This is a genomic window from Nocardioides sp. BE266, assembly GCF_031457855.1.
In the GTDB taxonomy this organism is placed as follows: Bacteria; Actinomycetota; Actinomycetes; order Propionibacteriales; family Nocardioidaceae; genus Nocardioides.
Map to the genome: position 1 here is coordinate 71,454 of NZ_JAURTI010000009.1, position 16,384 is coordinate 87,837.

Genomic DNA, 16,384 nt, shown 5'->3' on the forward strand with positions numbered 1-16,384 from the left:
GGGCATCCCGTGGGATAGCCTGCCGGGTGCGTGAACCCGGGACGCGACGAAGGAGACAGATGACCCACGAGGGAACCACCTCGGTCGACTACGGTCGGGACTACTACAACGAGGCCCACCTCGGTGGTCACGGCGACTACTCGTGGGACAACGAGGAGTGGCGGACCTTCTTCACCCGGATGGCCGAGCGGCTGCTCGCCGTCGCCCCCGCCGCGACGGTCCTCGACGTCGGCTGCGCCCGCGGCCTGCTCGTGCACGCCTTCCTGCTGCAGGGCGTGGACGCGACCGGCATCGACGTCTCCGAGCACGCCGTGGCGAGCGCCCACGAGGACGTGCGCGACCGGCTCAGCGTCGCCTCCGCGACGGAGCCGATCGAGGGCCGCTACGACCTGATCACCTGCATCGAGGTGCTCGAGCACATGGAAGCGTCCGCGGCCCACGACGCGATCGACGCGATGACCGCCGCGACCGACCGGATCGTCTTCTCCTCCACGCCGAGCGACCTCGACGAGCCCACCCACATCAACGTGCACGACACCCGCGAGTGGGCCGCCTGGTTCGCCGACCGCGGCTTCTACCGCCGCACCGACGTCGACCTGTCCTTCATCACCTCGTGGGCGATCCTCTTCGAGCGCGCCGAGCCGTCCTCGCGCGAGCTGGTCGACCGCTACGAGACCGTGCTCAACCGCTACGTCACCGAGACCGTCGCCAAGCGCGAGGCGCTGCTCGCCTCGCAGCGCGAGGTCAGCCGGCTGGGCCAGGAGGTCGACGGCGGCGACGCGAAGCTGCAGGAGGCGCTGCGCGAGGCCCGCCACGACCTGCTGGTCAACCGCGACCAGTTCATCGGCACCGAGGCCGAGATCGGCCGGGTCAACCGTGACCTCACCCGGATGGCCCAGGAGCTGCGCTCCACCTCGCGCAAGCTCACCCGCACCACCCAGAAGCGCGACGAGCTCCAGAAGCGGCTGGCCCGCGTCAACGAGCGCTCGGAGCAGCAGGTCCAGCGCCTGCGCCGCCGGGTGGCTGACCTCGAGGGCGAGCTGGCGGCCGCGCGGACGTCGTTCCCGCGCCGCGTCGCCCGTGCCGTACGACGGCGGCTCGGGTGAGCCCGCAGCAGGCCGACGGCGACCGCAGCGGCCCGCTGTTCTCGATCGTCACCCCGGTCTTCGACCCGCCCCTCGACGTCCTCGAGGAGACCATCGCCTCGGTGCTCGCCCAGGAGCACCGCGACTGGGAGTGGATCCTGGTCGACGACGCCTCGACCGATCCGGCGGTGGTCACCACGATCACCCGCTACATGCTCAAGGACGAGCGGATCCGGCTCCTCGAGCGCGATGTGAACGGCCACATCGTGGCGGCGTCCAACGACGGCATCGACGCCGCCCGCGGTGAGTTCATCGTGCTGCTCGACCACGACGACCTGCTCACGCCCGACGCGCTCGCCGTCAACGCCCGTCGCATCGCGCGGCACGACGACGTCGACTACCTCTACTCCGACGAGGACAAGGTCGACGTCCACGGCACCACCTACGGCCGCTTCACCAAGCCGGAGTGGTCGCCCGAGCGCCTGCGCGGCCAGATGTACACCTCCCACCTGTCGGTGATCCGCACGTCCGTGGTGCGCCGGGTCGGCGGCTTCCGCGAGGGCTACGACGGCTCCCAGGACCACGACCTCGCGCTGCGGGTGGGGGAGGTCGCCCGCCGCGTCGTGCACATCCCCCAGGTGCTCTACCACTGGCGCGCCGTCGCCGGGTCCACCTCCGCCGCGATCGATGCCAAGCCCTACGCCACCATCGCCGGGCAGAAGGCCGTCCAGGACCACCTCGACCGCACCGGTGTGGCCGGGCGCGTCGAGCAGGGCGCCGAGCCCGGCCGCTACGTCATCGAGCGCGAGCTCGACCCGGGCCTGCGGGTCTCGGTCGTGATCCCGACCCTGGGCCAGTCCGACGTCGTCTTCGGTGCGCGCCGGGTGATGGTCGTCGAGGCGGTGCGCTCGCTCCTCGCCCACACCGACCACGAGGACGTCGAGGTCGTCGTCGTGCACGACGCGCCGACCCCGCCCGAGGTGCTCGACGAGCTCCGCGAGGTCGCCGGCGACCGCCTGGTGCTGGTGCCGTACCTCAAGCCGTTCAACTACAGCGAGAAGATGAACGTCGGCGTCGTCGCGTCGTCGGGGGAGCGGCTGGTGCTGCTCAACGACGACGTCGAGGTGATCTCCGACCGCTGGCTGGAGAACCTCGTCGCGCCGCTGGAGGACCCGAAGGTCGGGCTGACCGGGGCGAAGCTCTACTTCGCCGACAGCACCGTCCAGCACGCCTGCCACGCCTACTGGGGCACCCACTACCGCCACCCGTTCCGCTTCTGGACGCGCGACGAGCCTGGCCCGTTCGGCGAACTGGTGGTCAACCGCGAGGTCAGCGGCGTGACCGCGGCCTGCGCGGCGATGCGGCGCGAGACCTACTTCGAGGTCGGCGGCTTCACCGAGGCGCTGCCGTCGAACTTCAACGACGTCGACCTCTGCTACAAGGTCCGCCATGTCGGGCGCTCGATCGTGTGGATCGCCAACTGCGAGCTGTTCCACTTCGAGTCGCGCACCCGCGAGGGCAAGGCCGAGGCGTGGGAGCGCTACGCCGTCGTACGACGCTGGGGGATCCCGGAGGAGGACCCGTTCACGCCGTCCGCCGTCGCGTCCCCGATGATCGACCCGCACCGAATCCTGCGAGAGCGGATCCGCGAGGCCGATCCGGGGCTACGCGCAGCTGGCGCAGCACCGCGGCAGTGACGATCGCGAACGCCATCGACGCGACGACCCACGTCAACGTGGGCCCGGGGCCGCGGCTCCACCACCACTCGATCTCGTGCCCGTGCCCGAACCGCACCGACGAGACGTCGAGGCCGGTGACGTAACGGCGCATCTGCACGTGCAGCGCGACCGAGTGCACGATCGCGAGCGTGACCACCGTGGTCCAGTACGCCGCCGGGGACAGGCGCACCGTCACGCCGCGGGTGCCGAGCAGGGCCAGTCCGGTGAAGATCACGATCAGCGGCAGCAGGTAGCGCGGCTGGACGCCCTGTCCCACCAGCAGGCCCGAGCGGACCAGCAGGTACAGCGGCTGGACGAACAGCGCGGCCCCGACCAGGACCAGGCCCACGACCTTGGCGGGGAAGAGCCGCTTGCGCCCCTGGAGCAGCAGCGGGAACCAGACCGCGATCGCCAGCATCGGGACGATGGGCGGGAAGGGGGTGTCGAGCCAGCCCGTGCGGCCCATCGGACCCGAGCCGAAGATGCCGAGCCAGAGCGTGGGCAGCAGGGCGAGGTTCATCAGGATCAGCTGGCTCAGGGACAGCGTCTGGTCGATCTGGCCGAAGCTGTCCGCGAGGGCCGAGCTGAGGCCCGACTGCATGAAGATGACCGCGGCGAGGACCAGGCAGACCACGGCGACGGCGGTGACGATCGGCGCCTTCCGGAGGTGCCGCGCCCGCAGGATCATCACCAGCACGACGCTCATGATCACGAAGAGGCAGGTGTCGGGCCTCGAGCCTGCGCCCAGGAACGACGCGACGAGGGCGAGCACGGCCAGCGCGTGGCGTCGCCACCCGGTCTCCTCGTAGGCGACGTAGAGCGCGAGCCACACCACCGCACACGCGACCACCGACCACGAGCTCGGGTTGGTCGAGGGGATGATCGACATGGACAGCGGCACCGCGGTCAGCAGGAGCGGGAGCGTGGCGAGCGGTCGCCGGCGCCGCGGCAGCAGTGCCGCGAGAGCGCCGATGAGCACCACCGCGATCAGGGAGTTCACCAGCCGCATGGTGAGGACCGACCCCTGGACGTCGTCGTCCACGAAGGGGGACATCGCCGCGTAGAAGTACGGCGGGTAGCCGCCGCCCCAGTTGCCGTGGTCGGTCGGGATGTCCTCCTGGGGGAGCTCGTCCTGGCATGCGCCGCTGATCGTGAAGTCGGTGGCGAAGCACGTGCCGGCGGCCACGAGGTACGGCACCGTGCGCAGGGTGTCGTCGCCCTCGACCGCTCCGCAGTGGCCGTCCTCGATGCCCTGGGCGCACCAGATGGAGGGCTGGTGGTAGTTGTCGTCGGGGGACGAGCCGGCCGGGGAGGCCAGCGCCCAGCCGGCCAGTGCCACGAAGGCCGCCACGCAGATGGCCAGCCACGCAGCCGCTGCCCGCAGGGCAGGGCGCCGGTGCCACCGTCGCGCTTCGGACACGGCGACGTACCTCCCGCTGGACATAAGGGACGCGAGCCTATCCGTGGGTCCGGCCCGCGCCCAGCGCGGGGTCGGCGGGCCGGTCGCCGGCCGTCGCGGCCGTCGGGTGGGGCTTGCGGCGCAGCGCGGGACGCTCGACGAGGCGCCAGGAGGCGATGGCCAGCAGCCAGACCACGGGCGTGGCGATGACGAGCATCAGCCACGGGTCGCGGACGCCCCACTGCACCAGCGCCTGCTGGATCGGGAAGGCCCAGATGTAGACGCCGTAGGACGCGTCGCCCCACCGGACCAGCGGCCGGCCCAGGGGAGGGACGGCGTAGGCGAACCAGTAGGAGAGGTAGACCGCGGCGAGCGTCCAGACGACGACGCGCACCGACGTCGGGCCCAGCCCGGCGGCGATGCAGATCGGGAACAGCGCCAGCGCGACGGGCCAGCTGAGGACGAGGCGGTCGCGCCACGTGTAGGCGGCGGCACCGACGGCGAAGGCCGAGAGGACGTACGTCGAGGCGATCGAGTCGGAAGTGTTCGGCACCCACCAGGCGGCCCACACCAGGCTCGCCCCCGCGACTGTGGTGACGAACCACCGGCGGGCCAGCAGCCCGGTGATGCCCATGAGGAAGAGGCAGAGGTAGGCGAAGACCTCGACGGGGAGGCTCCACAGGGGCCCGTTGACGCCGGGGTAGGGGTTGGCGTCGAACACCCCGGGCAGGGGCGCGCCGAACGTGTAGAGCAGCGTCACCCGGACCGGGTAGATCCAGGTCTCCCACGAGGAGAAGTACGACGACAGGGGGCGGCTGGTCACCACGGGGCCGAGCACGAAGGCCGTCAGGACGGACACCGCGGCCAGGGCGGGGAGCAGGCGGAGCGCCCGCTTGGTCCAGAAGTCGCGCGGGGAGGGGTCGTACTCCCAGCTGCGCCGGATCAGCAGGCCGCTGACCGCGAAGAAGATCAGGACGCCGACGTTGCCGAGGGTGGCGTTGAGCTGGTGCAGCGGCTCGGCGCGGCCGACGAGGGCGAAGCAGTGCGAGACCAGCACGGCCCACGCGGCGAACAGCCGCAGCACGTCGAAGTTGTTGTCGCGGTCCGCGAGCCGGTCACCGAGCCGGACGCCGCCGAGGCCCGGGCGCGCGGCCCTGACCGGACGGGACTGCGCAGACATGGGGTGCACCGTACCAACGGCCCACGGTCCGCGAAGAACTCGCGGCCTAGGGCTTCGGCGCGCCCGCGAGCGAGACGTAGGCCCCGACCTGCTCCAGCACCAGGCTGCGCGGGTCCTCGCCGTCGGCGGCCCGGGCGTACCACTCGAGGGACCGGTCGATGGCTTCCTGCCAGCCCCAGACGTTGCCCCAGGTCAGCACCTGCTGGGCCTGGCCGGCGTCGAGCGTGAGGTCGTGCGTCTCCTCCATCACCGGGTCCGGCTCGACCTCCCAGCGCGCCGGCGCGTCGGCGCCGCGGAGCTCGGCCCACCGCGTGGCGGCGTGCTCGACGAGCGACTGCACGGGCACGGCCTGGGCGGGGTCGGGTCCGAAGTTGAGGCTGCGCGGCACCTCGCGGCCGTTGGCCACGTCCTCGGTGTAGAGCAGGTAGCCCAGCAGCGGCTCGATGACGTGCTGCCAGGGGCGGACGGCGAGCGGCCGGCGCAGGACGAGGGTCTCGCCCGTCGACCACGCGCGCACGATGTCGGGGACGATGCGGTTGAGCGCGAAGTCGCCGCCGCCGATGACGTTGCCGGCGCGGGCGGTCACGACCCGGTCGGTCAGCCCGGGCCACGACTGGGTGACCAGCTCGGCCGCCGCCTTGCTGGCGGAGTAGGGGTCCTTGCCGCCGAGGAAGTCGCCCTCACGGAACGGCGTCGGCTGGCGCACGTCGTAGACCTTGTCGGTGGTCACGATCAGCGCGGCCCGCACGTCGGGGAGCTGCTCGACCAGGCTCAGCACGCGCACGGTGCCCATCACGTTGGTGCCGAACGTGGTGGCGGGGTCGCGGTAGCCCTCGCTCACGAGGGACTGCGCGGCGAGGTGCAGCACGACCTCGGGGCGGAACGCGGCGGCGCCGGCGAGCCACTCCGTGCCCGCGACGTCGGCGCGGACGTCCTGGACGCCCTCGAGGGCGAGCTGGTCCCACAGCGGCGTGTCGCCGGCCTCCGGCGGGAGCGAGACGGCGTACACCTCGGCGCCGAGCTCGCGCAGCCAGCAGGTCAGCCAGGCTCCCTTGAACCCGGTGTGCCCGGTGACGAGCACACGGCGACCGGACCAGAAGGCGGGGTCGTGGGTGCGATGCATGGGGGTCCCCTCGTGCGTCGTGGTGATCGGCCGCGATTGAACCACACGGCGTCGCGAGCCCGGACAGGTCGTCGGGTGCCCGGACGATAGGCTGGCGCGGGCTCCCGCCCAGCGCCCACCACCGTGAAGGAGCCACCCTCAGTGTCGGACCAGACCCCGCAGCCGGGACCGGTCCCGCGGGAGGCGAGGCGGACCACGCTCCTGACGGGGACGGTCGTCGTGGCCTTCGGGCTGGGGGTGACGGGTGTCGGCACGCTGGTGATGCTCGGCATCGCCTCACGCAGCATGCCGAGCGCCGAGTACGCCGACTTCGCGGTGTGGTGGACGGTGGCCACGCTCCTCGGCACCAGCTTCGGCGTCTTCGAGGTCTACCTCGCCAGGCTCCTCATCTTCGAGCTCGCCGGCGGCGGCTCGCCCACGCGGGTCACGGGGGTGCTGCTCGGCCGGGCGATGGCGATGGCCGCGGCCCTGGGCGTGGTGATCGCGGCCCTGTCGCCCCTGCTGGCCGACGAGCTGTTCAGCGGCGACCTGACGCCGGCCCTCCTGCTCTGGGTCTTCATGTGCTTGGGTGCGACGCAGTCGCTGCAGCGCGGGGCCGCGACGGGCCGCCACAACATGGTCGCGATCGCGACACAGCTGTCGACGGACGGCGTCGCGCGGGCGGCCATCATCGGGGTACTCGCCGCGACCGGCCACGACTCGGTCACGACGCTGGCGCTGGGCGCCTGCCTGTCGGTCGTGCTGAGCCTGCTCGCGGGCGGGCGCGTCATCGGACCGTGGCTCGCCCGGCCGACCCTGCAGGGCGCCGACGTGCCCCTCCTGCCGCTCGTGCTGCTGCTGATCGGCACCGCGGGCCCGCTCCTGGCGAACAACGGGTCCGTGCCGTGGCTGAAGTCAACTGACGCGGTGTCCCCGCACCTCCTCGGTGCCTTCGCCGGGGCGCTGACCCTGAGCCGCATCCCGACCCAGTTCTTCTCGGCGGTGATGAGCCCGCTGCTCGCGCACTTCTCCGAGGCCGTCGAGCAGTCCGACGAGGCGGCCTTCGAGCGCACCCGCGCCCGGGCCCAGCTCCTGACGGCCGGCGCCGGCGTCGCCTTCATCGTCGCCTTCGCGTTGCTCGGGCAGCTCGCGATCCGGATCATGCTGGGCCCGGACTTCTCGCTCGGCGTCGCCAACCTCGCCGTCCTCGCCGCGGCGAGCAGCGGGATGTTCGTCGGCGTCGTGCAGCAGGCCGCGCTCGGCGCGCTCGGGCGGTGGGACCGCATCGCCTGGGCGTGGGTGGTCGCCGCAGTGGCGTTCGTCGTGGTCCTGCTCATCCCGGTCGACCCGCTCTGGCGGGCGACGGCGGCACCCCTCGTGGGGGTTGTGGCGGCTCTGCTGACGATGTGGCTGCTCGGGCGGGACGGGTGGCGCTCGCGCACGAGGGTGCTCGCGCGAGCACCGCGTCCCTGACCCGGACGTGGGGCGCCTCAGCGGCGGCGGATGATCCCGTCGCGGAACTCGGTGACGAGCGCCCGACGGGTCCACTCGTCGGCGCGGTCGAAGTCGTCGTGCGCCTCGACGAAGGCGTTGACCGCGGTCATCGGGTTGTCGCCGCGGTCCCACGGACGACCCTCGTAGTGCCCCTCGGGGAACTCCTCGACGAGGGTGTCGGCGACCAGCACCATGCCGCCCGACGGCAGCAGCGGGGCCAGCGCCTCGAGCTCGCCGAGCACGTGCTCGTGCGTGTGGTTGCTGTCCAGCACCAGGACGACGCGCTCGGCGCCGTCGATGAACTCGCGCATCGCGTCGACGGCCTTCTGCGAGGTCGAGTCGGCCTCGAGGAGCGTGACGCCGGCCCCCAGCGGGTGGTCGGCCAGCGCGGTGGTCGTGTGGGGGAAGAGCTTGTGGTCGATGCCGAGCACCCGCGGCTCGAGGCCGCACATCGTCATCAGGCTGGTGTTGAGGAGCATGCTGCCGCCGCGGGCCACACCGGTCTCGACGACCCGCTCGGGGCGGTAGGACCAGAACAGCTCCTGGAGCACCATCACGTCGTCGGGGATCCGGATGACCGGCACCCCGGCCCACTCCCACTGGTAGGTGTAGCTGTGGGCCTCGGCGGCGACCTGGAGGTCCACCGCCTGCTGCCGCAGCGCCTGGTCGCCGGCGAGGGCCTCGCGCCACGCGCGTCGCTGGTCGGCGAACTCGCCGCCGTCGGGGACGTAGTCGCCGTGGGACTCGCGGTCGGTGGTGTCAGCCATGGGTGAAGAACTCCTCGGTTCGGGTGGGCGCCCAGCCGAGGGCGGCCAGGCGGGTGATGTCGGCAGTCTCGCCGGAGTGGGTCGGTGGTGGGGCCTGCTGGTCCTCGTCGGCGGACCACGCGGTGTCGAGCCGGGTCACGAGGTCTGCGACGGAGTGCAGGCTCCCCGAGCCGATCGACACCTCGCCGGCGAGGCCGTGGGACACGGTCGCCACGATCGCACGTCCGACGTCGGAGGCGTGGACGAAGTCGTGCTGCTGGTGCGGGCTGCGGAGGTGGAGGGCCTCGCCACGCTCGCGCGCCGCGGTCGCCATCTCCACCAGGGCGGGGCGACGGCGGTCCTCGTCGAAGACGTAGAAGGGGCGCAGCCACCCGACGACCGAGTCCTCGATGAGGGAGGACAGCGTGGTCTTGAGCCCCGCCTTGGAGCGGGTGTAGGCGTCGGCGGCGTCGGCCTCGTCGTCGACGGCCGTCCCGGTGAGCCACACGGCGGTGCCTGCGGCGCGAGCCGCCTCGACGAGCTCGAGGGTGGCCTCGACCCAGCGCTCGTTGTCGCCCGACGTGCGGTAGTCGGCGCGCCCGCTCGCCGACCAGGCGAGGTGCACCACGTGGGTGGCGCCGCTGCGGCCGATGAGGTCGGACGCAGCGCCGGGGACCAGGAGGTCGACGTCGGCGTGGCGCACGGGCACCGGCTCGATCGCCGTGTCTCCCCAGTGGTGCAGCACCCACTGGCCGAGCAGCCCCGAGGCGCCGGTGATCAGGGCGCGGGAGGCCATGCGTGTCCCTCGCGGTCCTTCACCGAGATGCGCGTCGGCGCCATCGGCCACTCGATCCCGACCGTCGGGTCGTCGTACGCCAGTGTGCGGGCGTGGTCGGGGGAGTGGCCGGTGCTGATGAGGTACGTCAGCCGGGTGTCGTCCTCGAGCGTCTGGTAGCCGTGCGCGATGCCGGTCGGCACGTGGAGCGCCACGTCGTCGCCGGCGGACAGCTCGACCGCGACCCACTGGCCGTAGGTCGGCTCGTCGGGGCGCAGGTCGACGAGCACGTCGAGGAGTGCGCCGTCGGTCACCCACAGCGTCTTGGCCTCGGCCGAGGGGGCCACCTGGTAGTGCATCCCGCGGATCGTGCCGGCGACCTCGTTGGTGGTCGTCACCACCTCGGCGACGCCCACGTCGAGGCCGTGCGCGCGGGCCTCCTCGGAGACCAGCACCTTGCGGAGGAACCCTCGGTCGTCGTGGTGGCGGGCCCCGCGGACCAGCGCCACCCCCCGGATCCCGAGATCCTCGATCACCCGATCTCCCGCATCTCGGGCACGGCGATCCAGCACGCCGCGCCCGGAGTCAGCTCGGCGACGAGCCGGCTGATCTCGGGGGCGATGTTCCACGGGAGGACGAGGACGTCGTCGGGTGCCGCGCTGGCGAGCTCGGAGGGCGCGGCGACGGGCACGTGGCTGCCGGGCAGGAACTTGCCCTGCTTCGCCTCGCTGCCGTCCACCACCAGCGCCAGGTCGTCGGAGCGCACGTCGGCGGCGTTCATCAGGGTGTTGCCCTTGGCCGCGGCGCCGTAGCCGGCCACCGTACGCCCCGCTGCGTGGCGCTCGTCGAGCCAGGACCGGAGGCCCTGGATCACCGCGCGGCTGCGCTCGGCGAAGTCCTCCCAGAGCTGCGGCGTGAGCAGGCCGGCGGCCAGCTCCTCCTCGATGACCTCCGCGACGCTCGGGTGCGGCTCACGGGTGCCGGTGCGGGTCAGCCAGTAGCGGTTGGACCCGCCGTGGGTCGTGAGCTTCTCCACCCGGGTCAGCTCGAGGCCGACGCCGGACGTGGCGGCCGCGACCGCGTGGGCGGAGAGGTAGGAGAAGTGCTCGTGGTAGATCGTGTCGAACTGCGTCTCGAGCATCTGGGTGACGAACGACGGGTTCTCGACCGTCACGACCGTCTCGTCGTCGCACAGGTGGCTCAGGCCAGCGAGGAAGTCCTGCAGGTCGGGGACGTGCGCCATCACGTTGTTCGCCGCGACCAGTCGCGGACGGCCGTGGGACTCCACGACCTGCTCGGCCGTGGCGAGCCCGAAGAACTGGTTGAGGGTCTCGACGCCGCGCGAGCGCGCGATCTCGGCGACCTGGAGCGCCGGCTCGATGCCGAGCACCCGCATGCCGCTGTCCTGCATCTGGGTGAGGAGGTAGCCGTCGTTGCTGGCGACCTCCATGACGAGGTCGCCCGCGGTGAGGCCGAGCTCCTCGGTCATGTGGCGGGTGTACTCGCCGGCGTGGGCGAGCCACGAGGTGCTGACCGAGGAGAGGTAGGGGTACTCGGCGCCGAAGATGCGCTCGGGCAGGACGTACTCACCGATCTGGCCCAGGCCGCAGCCGGGGCACACGCGCAGGTGCAGCGGGAACGTCGGGCTGGGCTCGTCGGTCGAGAGCGCCATCTCGTTGGAGAGCGGCTGCCGGCCGAGGTCGAGGACCGACACGAGGCCGTCGGCCCCGCAGCCACGACAGGTCCGGGACCCCCGCGGGGTCAGCTCGTCGCTCATGCCTTGCTCCACCATGGTGCCTTCCCGGATTCCCAGATCTTGTTCAGCTCGTCGCGCTCGCGGATGGTGTCCATCGGCATCCAGAAGCCGTTGTGCTGGTAGGCCCCGAGCCGGCCCTGCTCCGCCAGCATGGTCAGCGGAGCCTGCTCGAACGGCATCGCGTCGCCCTCGATCAGGTCGAGCACCTCGGGCTCGACCACGAAGTAGCCGCCGTTGATCCAGTCGTGGGAGTCGTGCGGCTTCTCGCGGAACTCCGTGACGATGCCCTCGCGCAGGCCCAGCGAGCCGAAGCGCGGCGGCGGGTGCACGGCGGTGATCGTCGCCAGCGCGCCCACGGACTCGTGGTGGGCGATCACGTCGTTGATCGGTACGTCGGAGAGGCCGTCGCCGTAGGTGAGGAGGAACCGCTCGGTGAGGATGTCCGACAGGCGCTTGATCCGGCCGCCGGTCATCGAGTCCGCGCCGGTGTCGATCAGGGTGACCTTCCAGTCCACCTTGCTGCGCGAGAGGTACTCCACGGACCCGGTCGAGAGGTCGACCGACATGTCGCAGGAGTGCATCAGCTGGTTGGCGAAGTACTCCTTGATGACGTAGCCCTTGTAGCCCAGCGCGACCACGAAGTCGGCGTACCCGTGGGCGGCGTAGTGCTGCATGATGTGCCACAGGATCGGGCGCTCGCCGATGGTGACCATCGGCTTGGGGATCGCATGCGTCTCCTCGGCCAGGCGAGTCCCTCGGCCTCCGGCCAGGATCACAGTCTTCACGGCGGCGTTCTTCCCCCTCGACACGACAAATTCAGAGACTGACCCTAGCGAAGCGGGGTGCTGCCGCGGAGGGCGGCCTCACGCCGGCGGGGCGATGCGCTGCCGCAGTCGCTCCACCAGGTTCCCGGGCACGACGTCGCCGGCGACGAGGTAGACGTCCCACGCGATGTGCTTGAGCCACTGGCGGTGCCACAGGGCGCGGACGAGCTCGCGGCGCGCCGTGCGACGTACGCCCGGGGACACGCCGGCCTCGCCGGCCTGGCGCCACAGGCTGCGCCACAGCGTGGTCATCAGCCAGCGGCGCCGCGTGGCCTTCGGGTTGAGCCCCTCGGCGGTCGCGTCTGCGGACTTGACCGGGTAGGTGCGGTACTCGACCAGCGGCTCGTCGATGACGACGAGCGGGTCGCGCAGCAGGAACCACCACGTCAGCAGCACGTCGGCGCCGTACTCGTCCTGGAACCTGGGCGAGGCCAGCAGCCTGTCGCGACGGTAGAGGGAGTAGACCTCCGTCCATCGCGGCCGGTTCAGGAAGGAGCGCAGCCGGGTGCGCGCGTCCGCGGACGCGAGGTCCGGGTCGCGCTGCACGCCGAGGAGGGCGCCGTCCGGGTCGATGAACTGGATGGCGGGCAGGCAGGCCGCGGCCTCGGGGTGGGCGCGCAGGGCGGCGAGGGTGTGCTCGACGAAGCCGGGGGACAGGCGGTCGTCGGCTCCGAGCCACGCGAAGTACTCCCCGGTGGCGTCCGCCACGGCCCGGTTGAAGTTGGCGACCGCGCCGAGGTTGGTCGCGCTGCGCCTGACCTGGGCCTCACCGACCCGCGCGGCCGCGATCTCGTGGGTCCGGTCGGTCGAGCAGTTGTCGAAGACGAGGAGCTCGTCGACGGCGCGGGTCTGCTGCTCGACCGAGCCGAGCGCCTCGCCGAGGTAGTCCTCGCCGTTGTAGACCGGTATCGCGATCGACACGGTCGCGTCGCCTGCCATGGTGCCCCCTCGGTTCTCCGTCTGGCCGCCGCCAGCATAGGAGCACCCGGCGCGTCGGCGACCGACCCCCGGCAGTGCCGTACGTCGCTCCCGTCAGGGACACTGGGGCGCCATGCATCCCCGTCTGCATCCCGGTGGAAGGAACCCCGTGCGCCCTCTCGTCCTCGTCGACATGCTGTCCTACACGGGCACCAAGGGCGGGATGGAGACCTACACCCGCGAGCTCTACCGCCAGCTCGGGCAGATGGACACCGGCCTGGACTTCGTGGCGCTCGCCAGCGCCGAGGGTGCCCGCCTGGACCTCTCGTGGTTCCCGGGTGAGGTCGTCGCGTCGCGCCTCAGCGGCGAGAACCGCTTCGTGTGGGCCTTCGGCGAGCTCGTGGCCTCGAGCTGGACCGCGCGGCGGCGCAAGGCCGACCTGGTGCACTGCCCGGCGACGCTGGGGCCGATGTGGACCTCGATGCCCACCGTGATCACGATCCACGACATGCTCTACTGGAGCCACCCCGAGCTCATGACGACGCCGCTCTACACCCGCCCGGTCATGTGGATGGAGAAGCGCGGCGCGGCCAACGCGGCCCACGTGGTCACCGACAGCCAGGTCTCCGCCGACGAGATCGTGAAGTACCTCGGCTTCCCCGACGAGCGGCTGCACGTCGTGCCGCTCGCCGCCGACCACCCGGCGGCGCCGGCCGCGGCCGACCGGCCCACGGAGAACCTCGTCATCGCCAGCGGCCAGCGCCGCCCGCACAAGAACTGGGACCGCCTGATCCGGGCGCTCGCGCTCGTCGACGAGGACGTGCGCCCGCGGCTGGTCATCACGGGTGGGCGGGGGGATGACCCGCTCGCGCCAGTAGTCGCCGAGTCCGGCATGGCCGACTGGGTCGAGCTGCGCGGCTGGGTCGAGGACGACGAGCTCGCCGACCTGCGCTCCCGCGCGCGGGCGATGGCCTTCCCGACCCTCGCCGAGGGCTTCGGCCTGCCGATCCTCGAGGCGATGGTGCAGGGCCTCCCGGTGCTCGCCTCCGACCTGCCGGTGCTCCGCGAGGTCGGCGGGGACGCCGCGCTGTGGTTCGACCCGTTCGACCTGCAGTCCATCGCCGACGCCCTGACGCGGGCGGCCACCCGCCCCGACGAGATGTCCGCGCTGGCGGTGGCCGGCCTGGAGCAGGCGCGGTCGTTCAGCTGGGAGCGCGTGGCCCGGGAGACGCTCGACGTCTTCCACCGCGCCCTCGCGGGGCGCCGCTGACGATCGGTCGCTCAGCGTCCGGCGACGTGCCGCAGCACCTGGGCGAGGCCCGCGCGCCGGTGCTGTCGTACGGCGTCGGGCAGGACGGTGATGCCGTGCAGCCTCGACGTCCACCGCAGGCGCGCGGCGCGGGCGGCCCGTGGCCAGCCGTTGCGCCGCATCTGCTCGGCGGCGCCCGTGAAGTAGCGTCGGTCCTGGGCGAACCTGCTGCCGTCGGTGAGCGTCGTGCCCGACATGCTGGCGGAGTGCCGGCGATAGGCGAAGGTCACCTCCGGGTCGATCAGGAGGGTGCACCCGTCGGCCACCATGTCGACCACCAGGGCCAGGTCGAGGATGATCGGCAGGTCGCGGCGGAAGGCGAACCGCTGGACCCGCTCGGTGCGGAAGACGAGCGAGGGCCAGTAGAGCCAGTTGCCGCGCAGGAGGCTGGCCGCCAGGTCCTCTCCCGAGTGGAGCGCCGGCACCGCGTCGTGCGGGCGCAGCCAGCCCTTGACCCGGTCGGCCAGACCGGTGACCGGCTGGTCCTCGTCGTCGATGACCCGGACGCCGGGCTGGATGATGTCGGCCTCCGGGTGCTGCTCCACCAGCGTGCGGACCCGCCCCACGAAGCCGGGCTCGAGCAGGTCGTCGCACCCCATGAACATCATCACCTCGCCGGACGCGAGGCCCAGGCAGCGCTCCCAGTTGCCGGCGATGCCGAGGTTGGTGGAGTTGCGCTCGTAGCGGATGCGTGGGTCCTGCTCGCCGGCGAAGTGCTCGGCCACGCTCGGGTCGGGGTAGCAGTCGTCGACGACGGTGAGCGTCCAGCCCGGGTCGTCCTGGGCCAGGATGCTCGCGACCGTCGCGTAGAGCCGGTCGGGGTCACCCCAGTAGGGGATGAAGATCTCGAGCGGCCGGGGGTCGGCTGCGCTCACTCGCGCAGCTCGTCGTGCTGCTCGACCCGTCCGCGCGGCCCGTCGCCGTCGCGGAGCTGGTCGATCTCGAGCTGCAGCAGCGCGATCTCCTCGGCAAGGGTGCGCGTGCGCTCCTCCAGCCGGCCGAGCTCCGAGCTGTGCTGGAGGGTCAGGATCATGATCACCATCGAGGCCACGAAAAAGAGCAGGTTGGCCGGCACGGCCAGCCCGATGGCCTCCGAGGTGCGGAACAGGATGGCCGGGAAGGCCGCCACGGTGATGATGGCCAGCGCCACGACCGCCCAGATGAGGGCGTACTTCTCGCGGAGCCGGTGGCGCCGCATCATCTCGAAGAGCGCCAGCAGGATGATGATCGAGCCGGCCAGGCCCAGGATCGTGGTGCCGCTCATCGGCCGACCTCCTGCTCGTGGCGGGGCTTGGGTGCCCGCTGCGGCGGCGGGGCGGCCGTCGGCTCGGGCGGGGTCGTCACCACCGGGATCTCCTCGACCTGGGCGGGCCAGTCGCGCACCAGCGCCAGCACGAGGGCCACGACGGCCCGGCAGAGGTAGATCGCGGCCTTGAAGGGGGAGTGCGACGCCTGCCCGGCGATGCGGGCGCGCATCGTCACCGGCACCTGGGTGATGGTGCACCCGGCGCGGGCGGCGATCACCAGAGACTCCACGGTGTCGCCGAGGTACTCGGCCGGGTAGTGGGTGGCGAAGACCGAGATCGCGCGGCGGTTGGACACGCGGAAGCCCGAGGTGACGTCGGTGAGTCGGGTGTGCGCGAGGTGCGAGAGCACCCAGGCGAGCATGACCATCGCCCAGCGGCGCGGTCCACGGACCTTGTAGGGGTCGTCGCGGGTCGCGAAGCGGGCGCCGATGACGACGTCGGCGCTGTCGAGCGCCTCGAGGAGCCCGGCGAGGTAGCGCGGGTCGTGCTGCCCGTCGGCGTCGATCTGCACCGCGACGTCGTAGCCGTGGCGCAGCGCGTAGCGGTAGCCGGTGCGCATCGCGCCGCCGACGCCGAGGTTGAACGGGAGCGGGCACACGATGGCGCCGGCCTCGCGCGCACGCGCGGCGGTGTGGTCGCTCGACCCGTCGTCGATGACGAGGAGGTCGGCGTCGGGCACGCACTCGCGGATCTCGTTCACGGTGCCGACGATGGCGTCCTGCTCGTTCCACGCGGGCACGATGATCAGCACGCGGTCCCCAGGCATGGGCG

At 72.2% G+C, this 16,384-nt stretch carries 16 protein-coding genes; 4 read left to right on the forward strand and 12 right to left on the reverse strand.

Translation table 11 applies throughout. The features are described from left to right. Window positions 1-59 precede the first annotated feature (59 nt). Together J2X46_RS21490 and J2X46_RS21495 are read left to right on the forward strand one after the other, a co-directional pair. Window positions 60-1,106, forward strand: coding sequence for a methyltransferase domain-containing protein (locus tag J2X46_RS21490; RefSeq protein WP_310254209.1), 1,047 nt, complete (start codon window positions 60-62; stop codon window positions 1,104-1,106). Further along, window positions 1,103-2,782 (forward strand): glycosyltransferase, encoded by a 1,680-nt coding sequence (locus J2X46_RS21495; protein ID WP_310254211.1) that lies wholly within the window; start codon window positions 1,103-1,105, stop codon window positions 2,780-2,782. Before J2X46_RS21490 ends, J2X46_RS21495 begins: the two co-directional genes overlap by 4 nt. On the opposite strand, the gene J2X46_RS21500 is transcribed toward J2X46_RS21495, so the two are convergent. From J2X46_RS21500 to rfbG, 3 genes are read right to left on the reverse strand one after another with little or no spacing between them, the layout of a single operon-like run. Then, entirely contained in the window at window positions 2,670-4,223 is a 1,554-nt protein-coding gene (locus J2X46_RS21500; RefSeq protein ID WP_310254213.1) for a DUF2142 domain-containing protein, read from the reverse strand. The two genes, J2X46_RS21495 and J2X46_RS21500, sit on opposite strands and share 113 nt — an antisense overlap. Window positions 4,224-4,260: 37 nt before the next feature. Beyond that, a complete protein-coding gene (locus J2X46_RS21505) occupies window positions 4,261-5,382 on the reverse strand; it encodes an acyltransferase (RefSeq protein ID WP_310254215.1) in 1,122 nt (373 codons plus the stop codon). Between the two features lie 46 nt (window positions 5,383-5,428). Continuing rightward, a complete protein-coding gene (gene rfbG / locus J2X46_RS21510; protein ID WP_310254217.1) occupies window positions 5,429-6,505 on the reverse strand; it encodes a CDP-glucose 4,6-dehydratase in 1,077 nt (358 codons plus the stop codon). 141 nt (window positions 6,506-6,646) lie between these two features. Between rfbG and J2X46_RS21515 the strand changes: the two genes are divergently transcribed. Then, window positions 6,647-7,957 carry a lipopolysaccharide biosynthesis protein gene (locus tag J2X46_RS21515; protein WP_310254219.1) on the forward strand — a complete coding sequence of 437 codons (1,311 nt, stop codon included), beginning with the start codon at window positions 6,647-6,649 and terminating at the stop codon, window positions 7,955-7,957. 17 nt (window positions 7,958-7,974) lie between these two features. On the opposite strand, the gene J2X46_RS21520 is transcribed toward J2X46_RS21515, so the two are convergent. The 6 genes from J2X46_RS21520 to J2X46_RS21545 all read right to left on the reverse strand — a co-directional run bounded on the left by J2X46_RS21520 (window position 7,975) and on the right by J2X46_RS21545 (window position 13,018). Further along, window positions 7,975-8,745 (reverse strand): CmcI family methyltransferase, encoded by a 771-nt coding sequence (locus J2X46_RS21520; RefSeq protein WP_310254222.1) that lies wholly within the window; start codon window positions 8,743-8,745, stop codon window positions 7,975-7,977. Then, entirely contained in the window at window positions 8,738-9,520 is a 783-nt protein-coding gene (locus J2X46_RS21525; protein ID WP_310254224.1) for an NAD-dependent epimerase/dehydratase family protein, read from the reverse strand. The genes J2X46_RS21520 and J2X46_RS21525 overlap by 8 nt, the downstream gene beginning before the upstream one ends. After that, entirely contained in the window at window positions 9,502-10,035 is a 534-nt protein-coding gene (locus J2X46_RS21530) for a dTDP-4-dehydrorhamnose 3,5-epimerase family protein (protein ID WP_310254226.1), read from the reverse strand. Before J2X46_RS21530 ends, J2X46_RS21525 begins: the two co-directional genes overlap by 19 nt. Then, entirely contained in the window at window positions 10,032-11,276 is a 1,245-nt protein-coding gene (locus J2X46_RS21535) for a class I SAM-dependent methyltransferase (RefSeq protein ID WP_310254228.1), read from the reverse strand. The genes J2X46_RS21530 and J2X46_RS21535 overlap by 4 nt, the downstream gene beginning before the upstream one ends. Continuing rightward, window positions 11,273-12,040 (reverse strand): glucose-1-phosphate cytidylyltransferase, encoded by a 768-nt coding sequence (gene rfbF / locus J2X46_RS21540; RefSeq protein ID WP_310254230.1) that lies wholly within the window; start codon window positions 12,038-12,040, stop codon window positions 11,273-11,275. Before rfbF ends, J2X46_RS21535 begins: the two co-directional genes overlap by 4 nt. Before the next feature lie 78 nt (window positions 12,041-12,118). Further along, on the reverse strand, window positions 12,119-13,018 hold the full coding sequence (locus tag J2X46_RS21545) for a glycosyltransferase family 2 protein (RefSeq protein ID WP_310254232.1): 900 nt from the start codon (window positions 13,016-13,018) through the stop codon (window positions 12,119-12,121). 148 nt (window positions 13,019-13,166) lie between these two features. Here J2X46_RS21545 and J2X46_RS21550 point away from each other — a divergent pair, with 148 nt between their 5' ends. Then, window positions 13,167-14,267 (forward strand): glycosyltransferase family 1 protein, encoded by a 1,101-nt coding sequence (locus J2X46_RS21550; protein ID WP_310254234.1) that lies wholly within the window; start codon window positions 13,167-13,169, stop codon window positions 14,265-14,267. An 11-nt stretch (window positions 14,268-14,278) separates the two neighbouring features. Here the strand turns inward: J2X46_RS21550 and J2X46_RS21555 are convergent, their stop codons facing one another. From J2X46_RS21555 to J2X46_RS21565, 3 genes are read right to left on the reverse strand one after another with little or no spacing between them, the layout of a single operon-like run. After that, the gene (locus J2X46_RS21555; protein ID WP_310254236.1) at window positions 14,279-15,181 is read right to left on the reverse strand and encodes a glycosyltransferase family 2 protein; all 903 of its coding nucleotides are present in this window, start codon (window positions 15,179-15,181) and stop codon (window positions 14,279-14,281) included. Further along, complete coding sequence (locus J2X46_RS21560; RefSeq protein ID WP_310254238.1) at window positions 15,178-15,570, reverse strand: DUF2304 domain-containing protein; 393 nt, start codon at window positions 15,568-15,570, stop codon at window positions 15,178-15,180. Before J2X46_RS21560 ends, J2X46_RS21555 begins: the two co-directional genes overlap by 4 nt. Continuing rightward, complete coding sequence (locus J2X46_RS21565) at window positions 15,567-16,379, reverse strand: glycosyltransferase family 2 protein (RefSeq protein WP_310254240.1); 813 nt, start codon at window positions 16,377-16,379, stop codon at window positions 15,567-15,569. Before J2X46_RS21565 ends, J2X46_RS21560 begins: the two co-directional genes overlap by 4 nt. Between the last annotated feature and the right edge of the window lie 5 nt (window positions 16,380-16,384).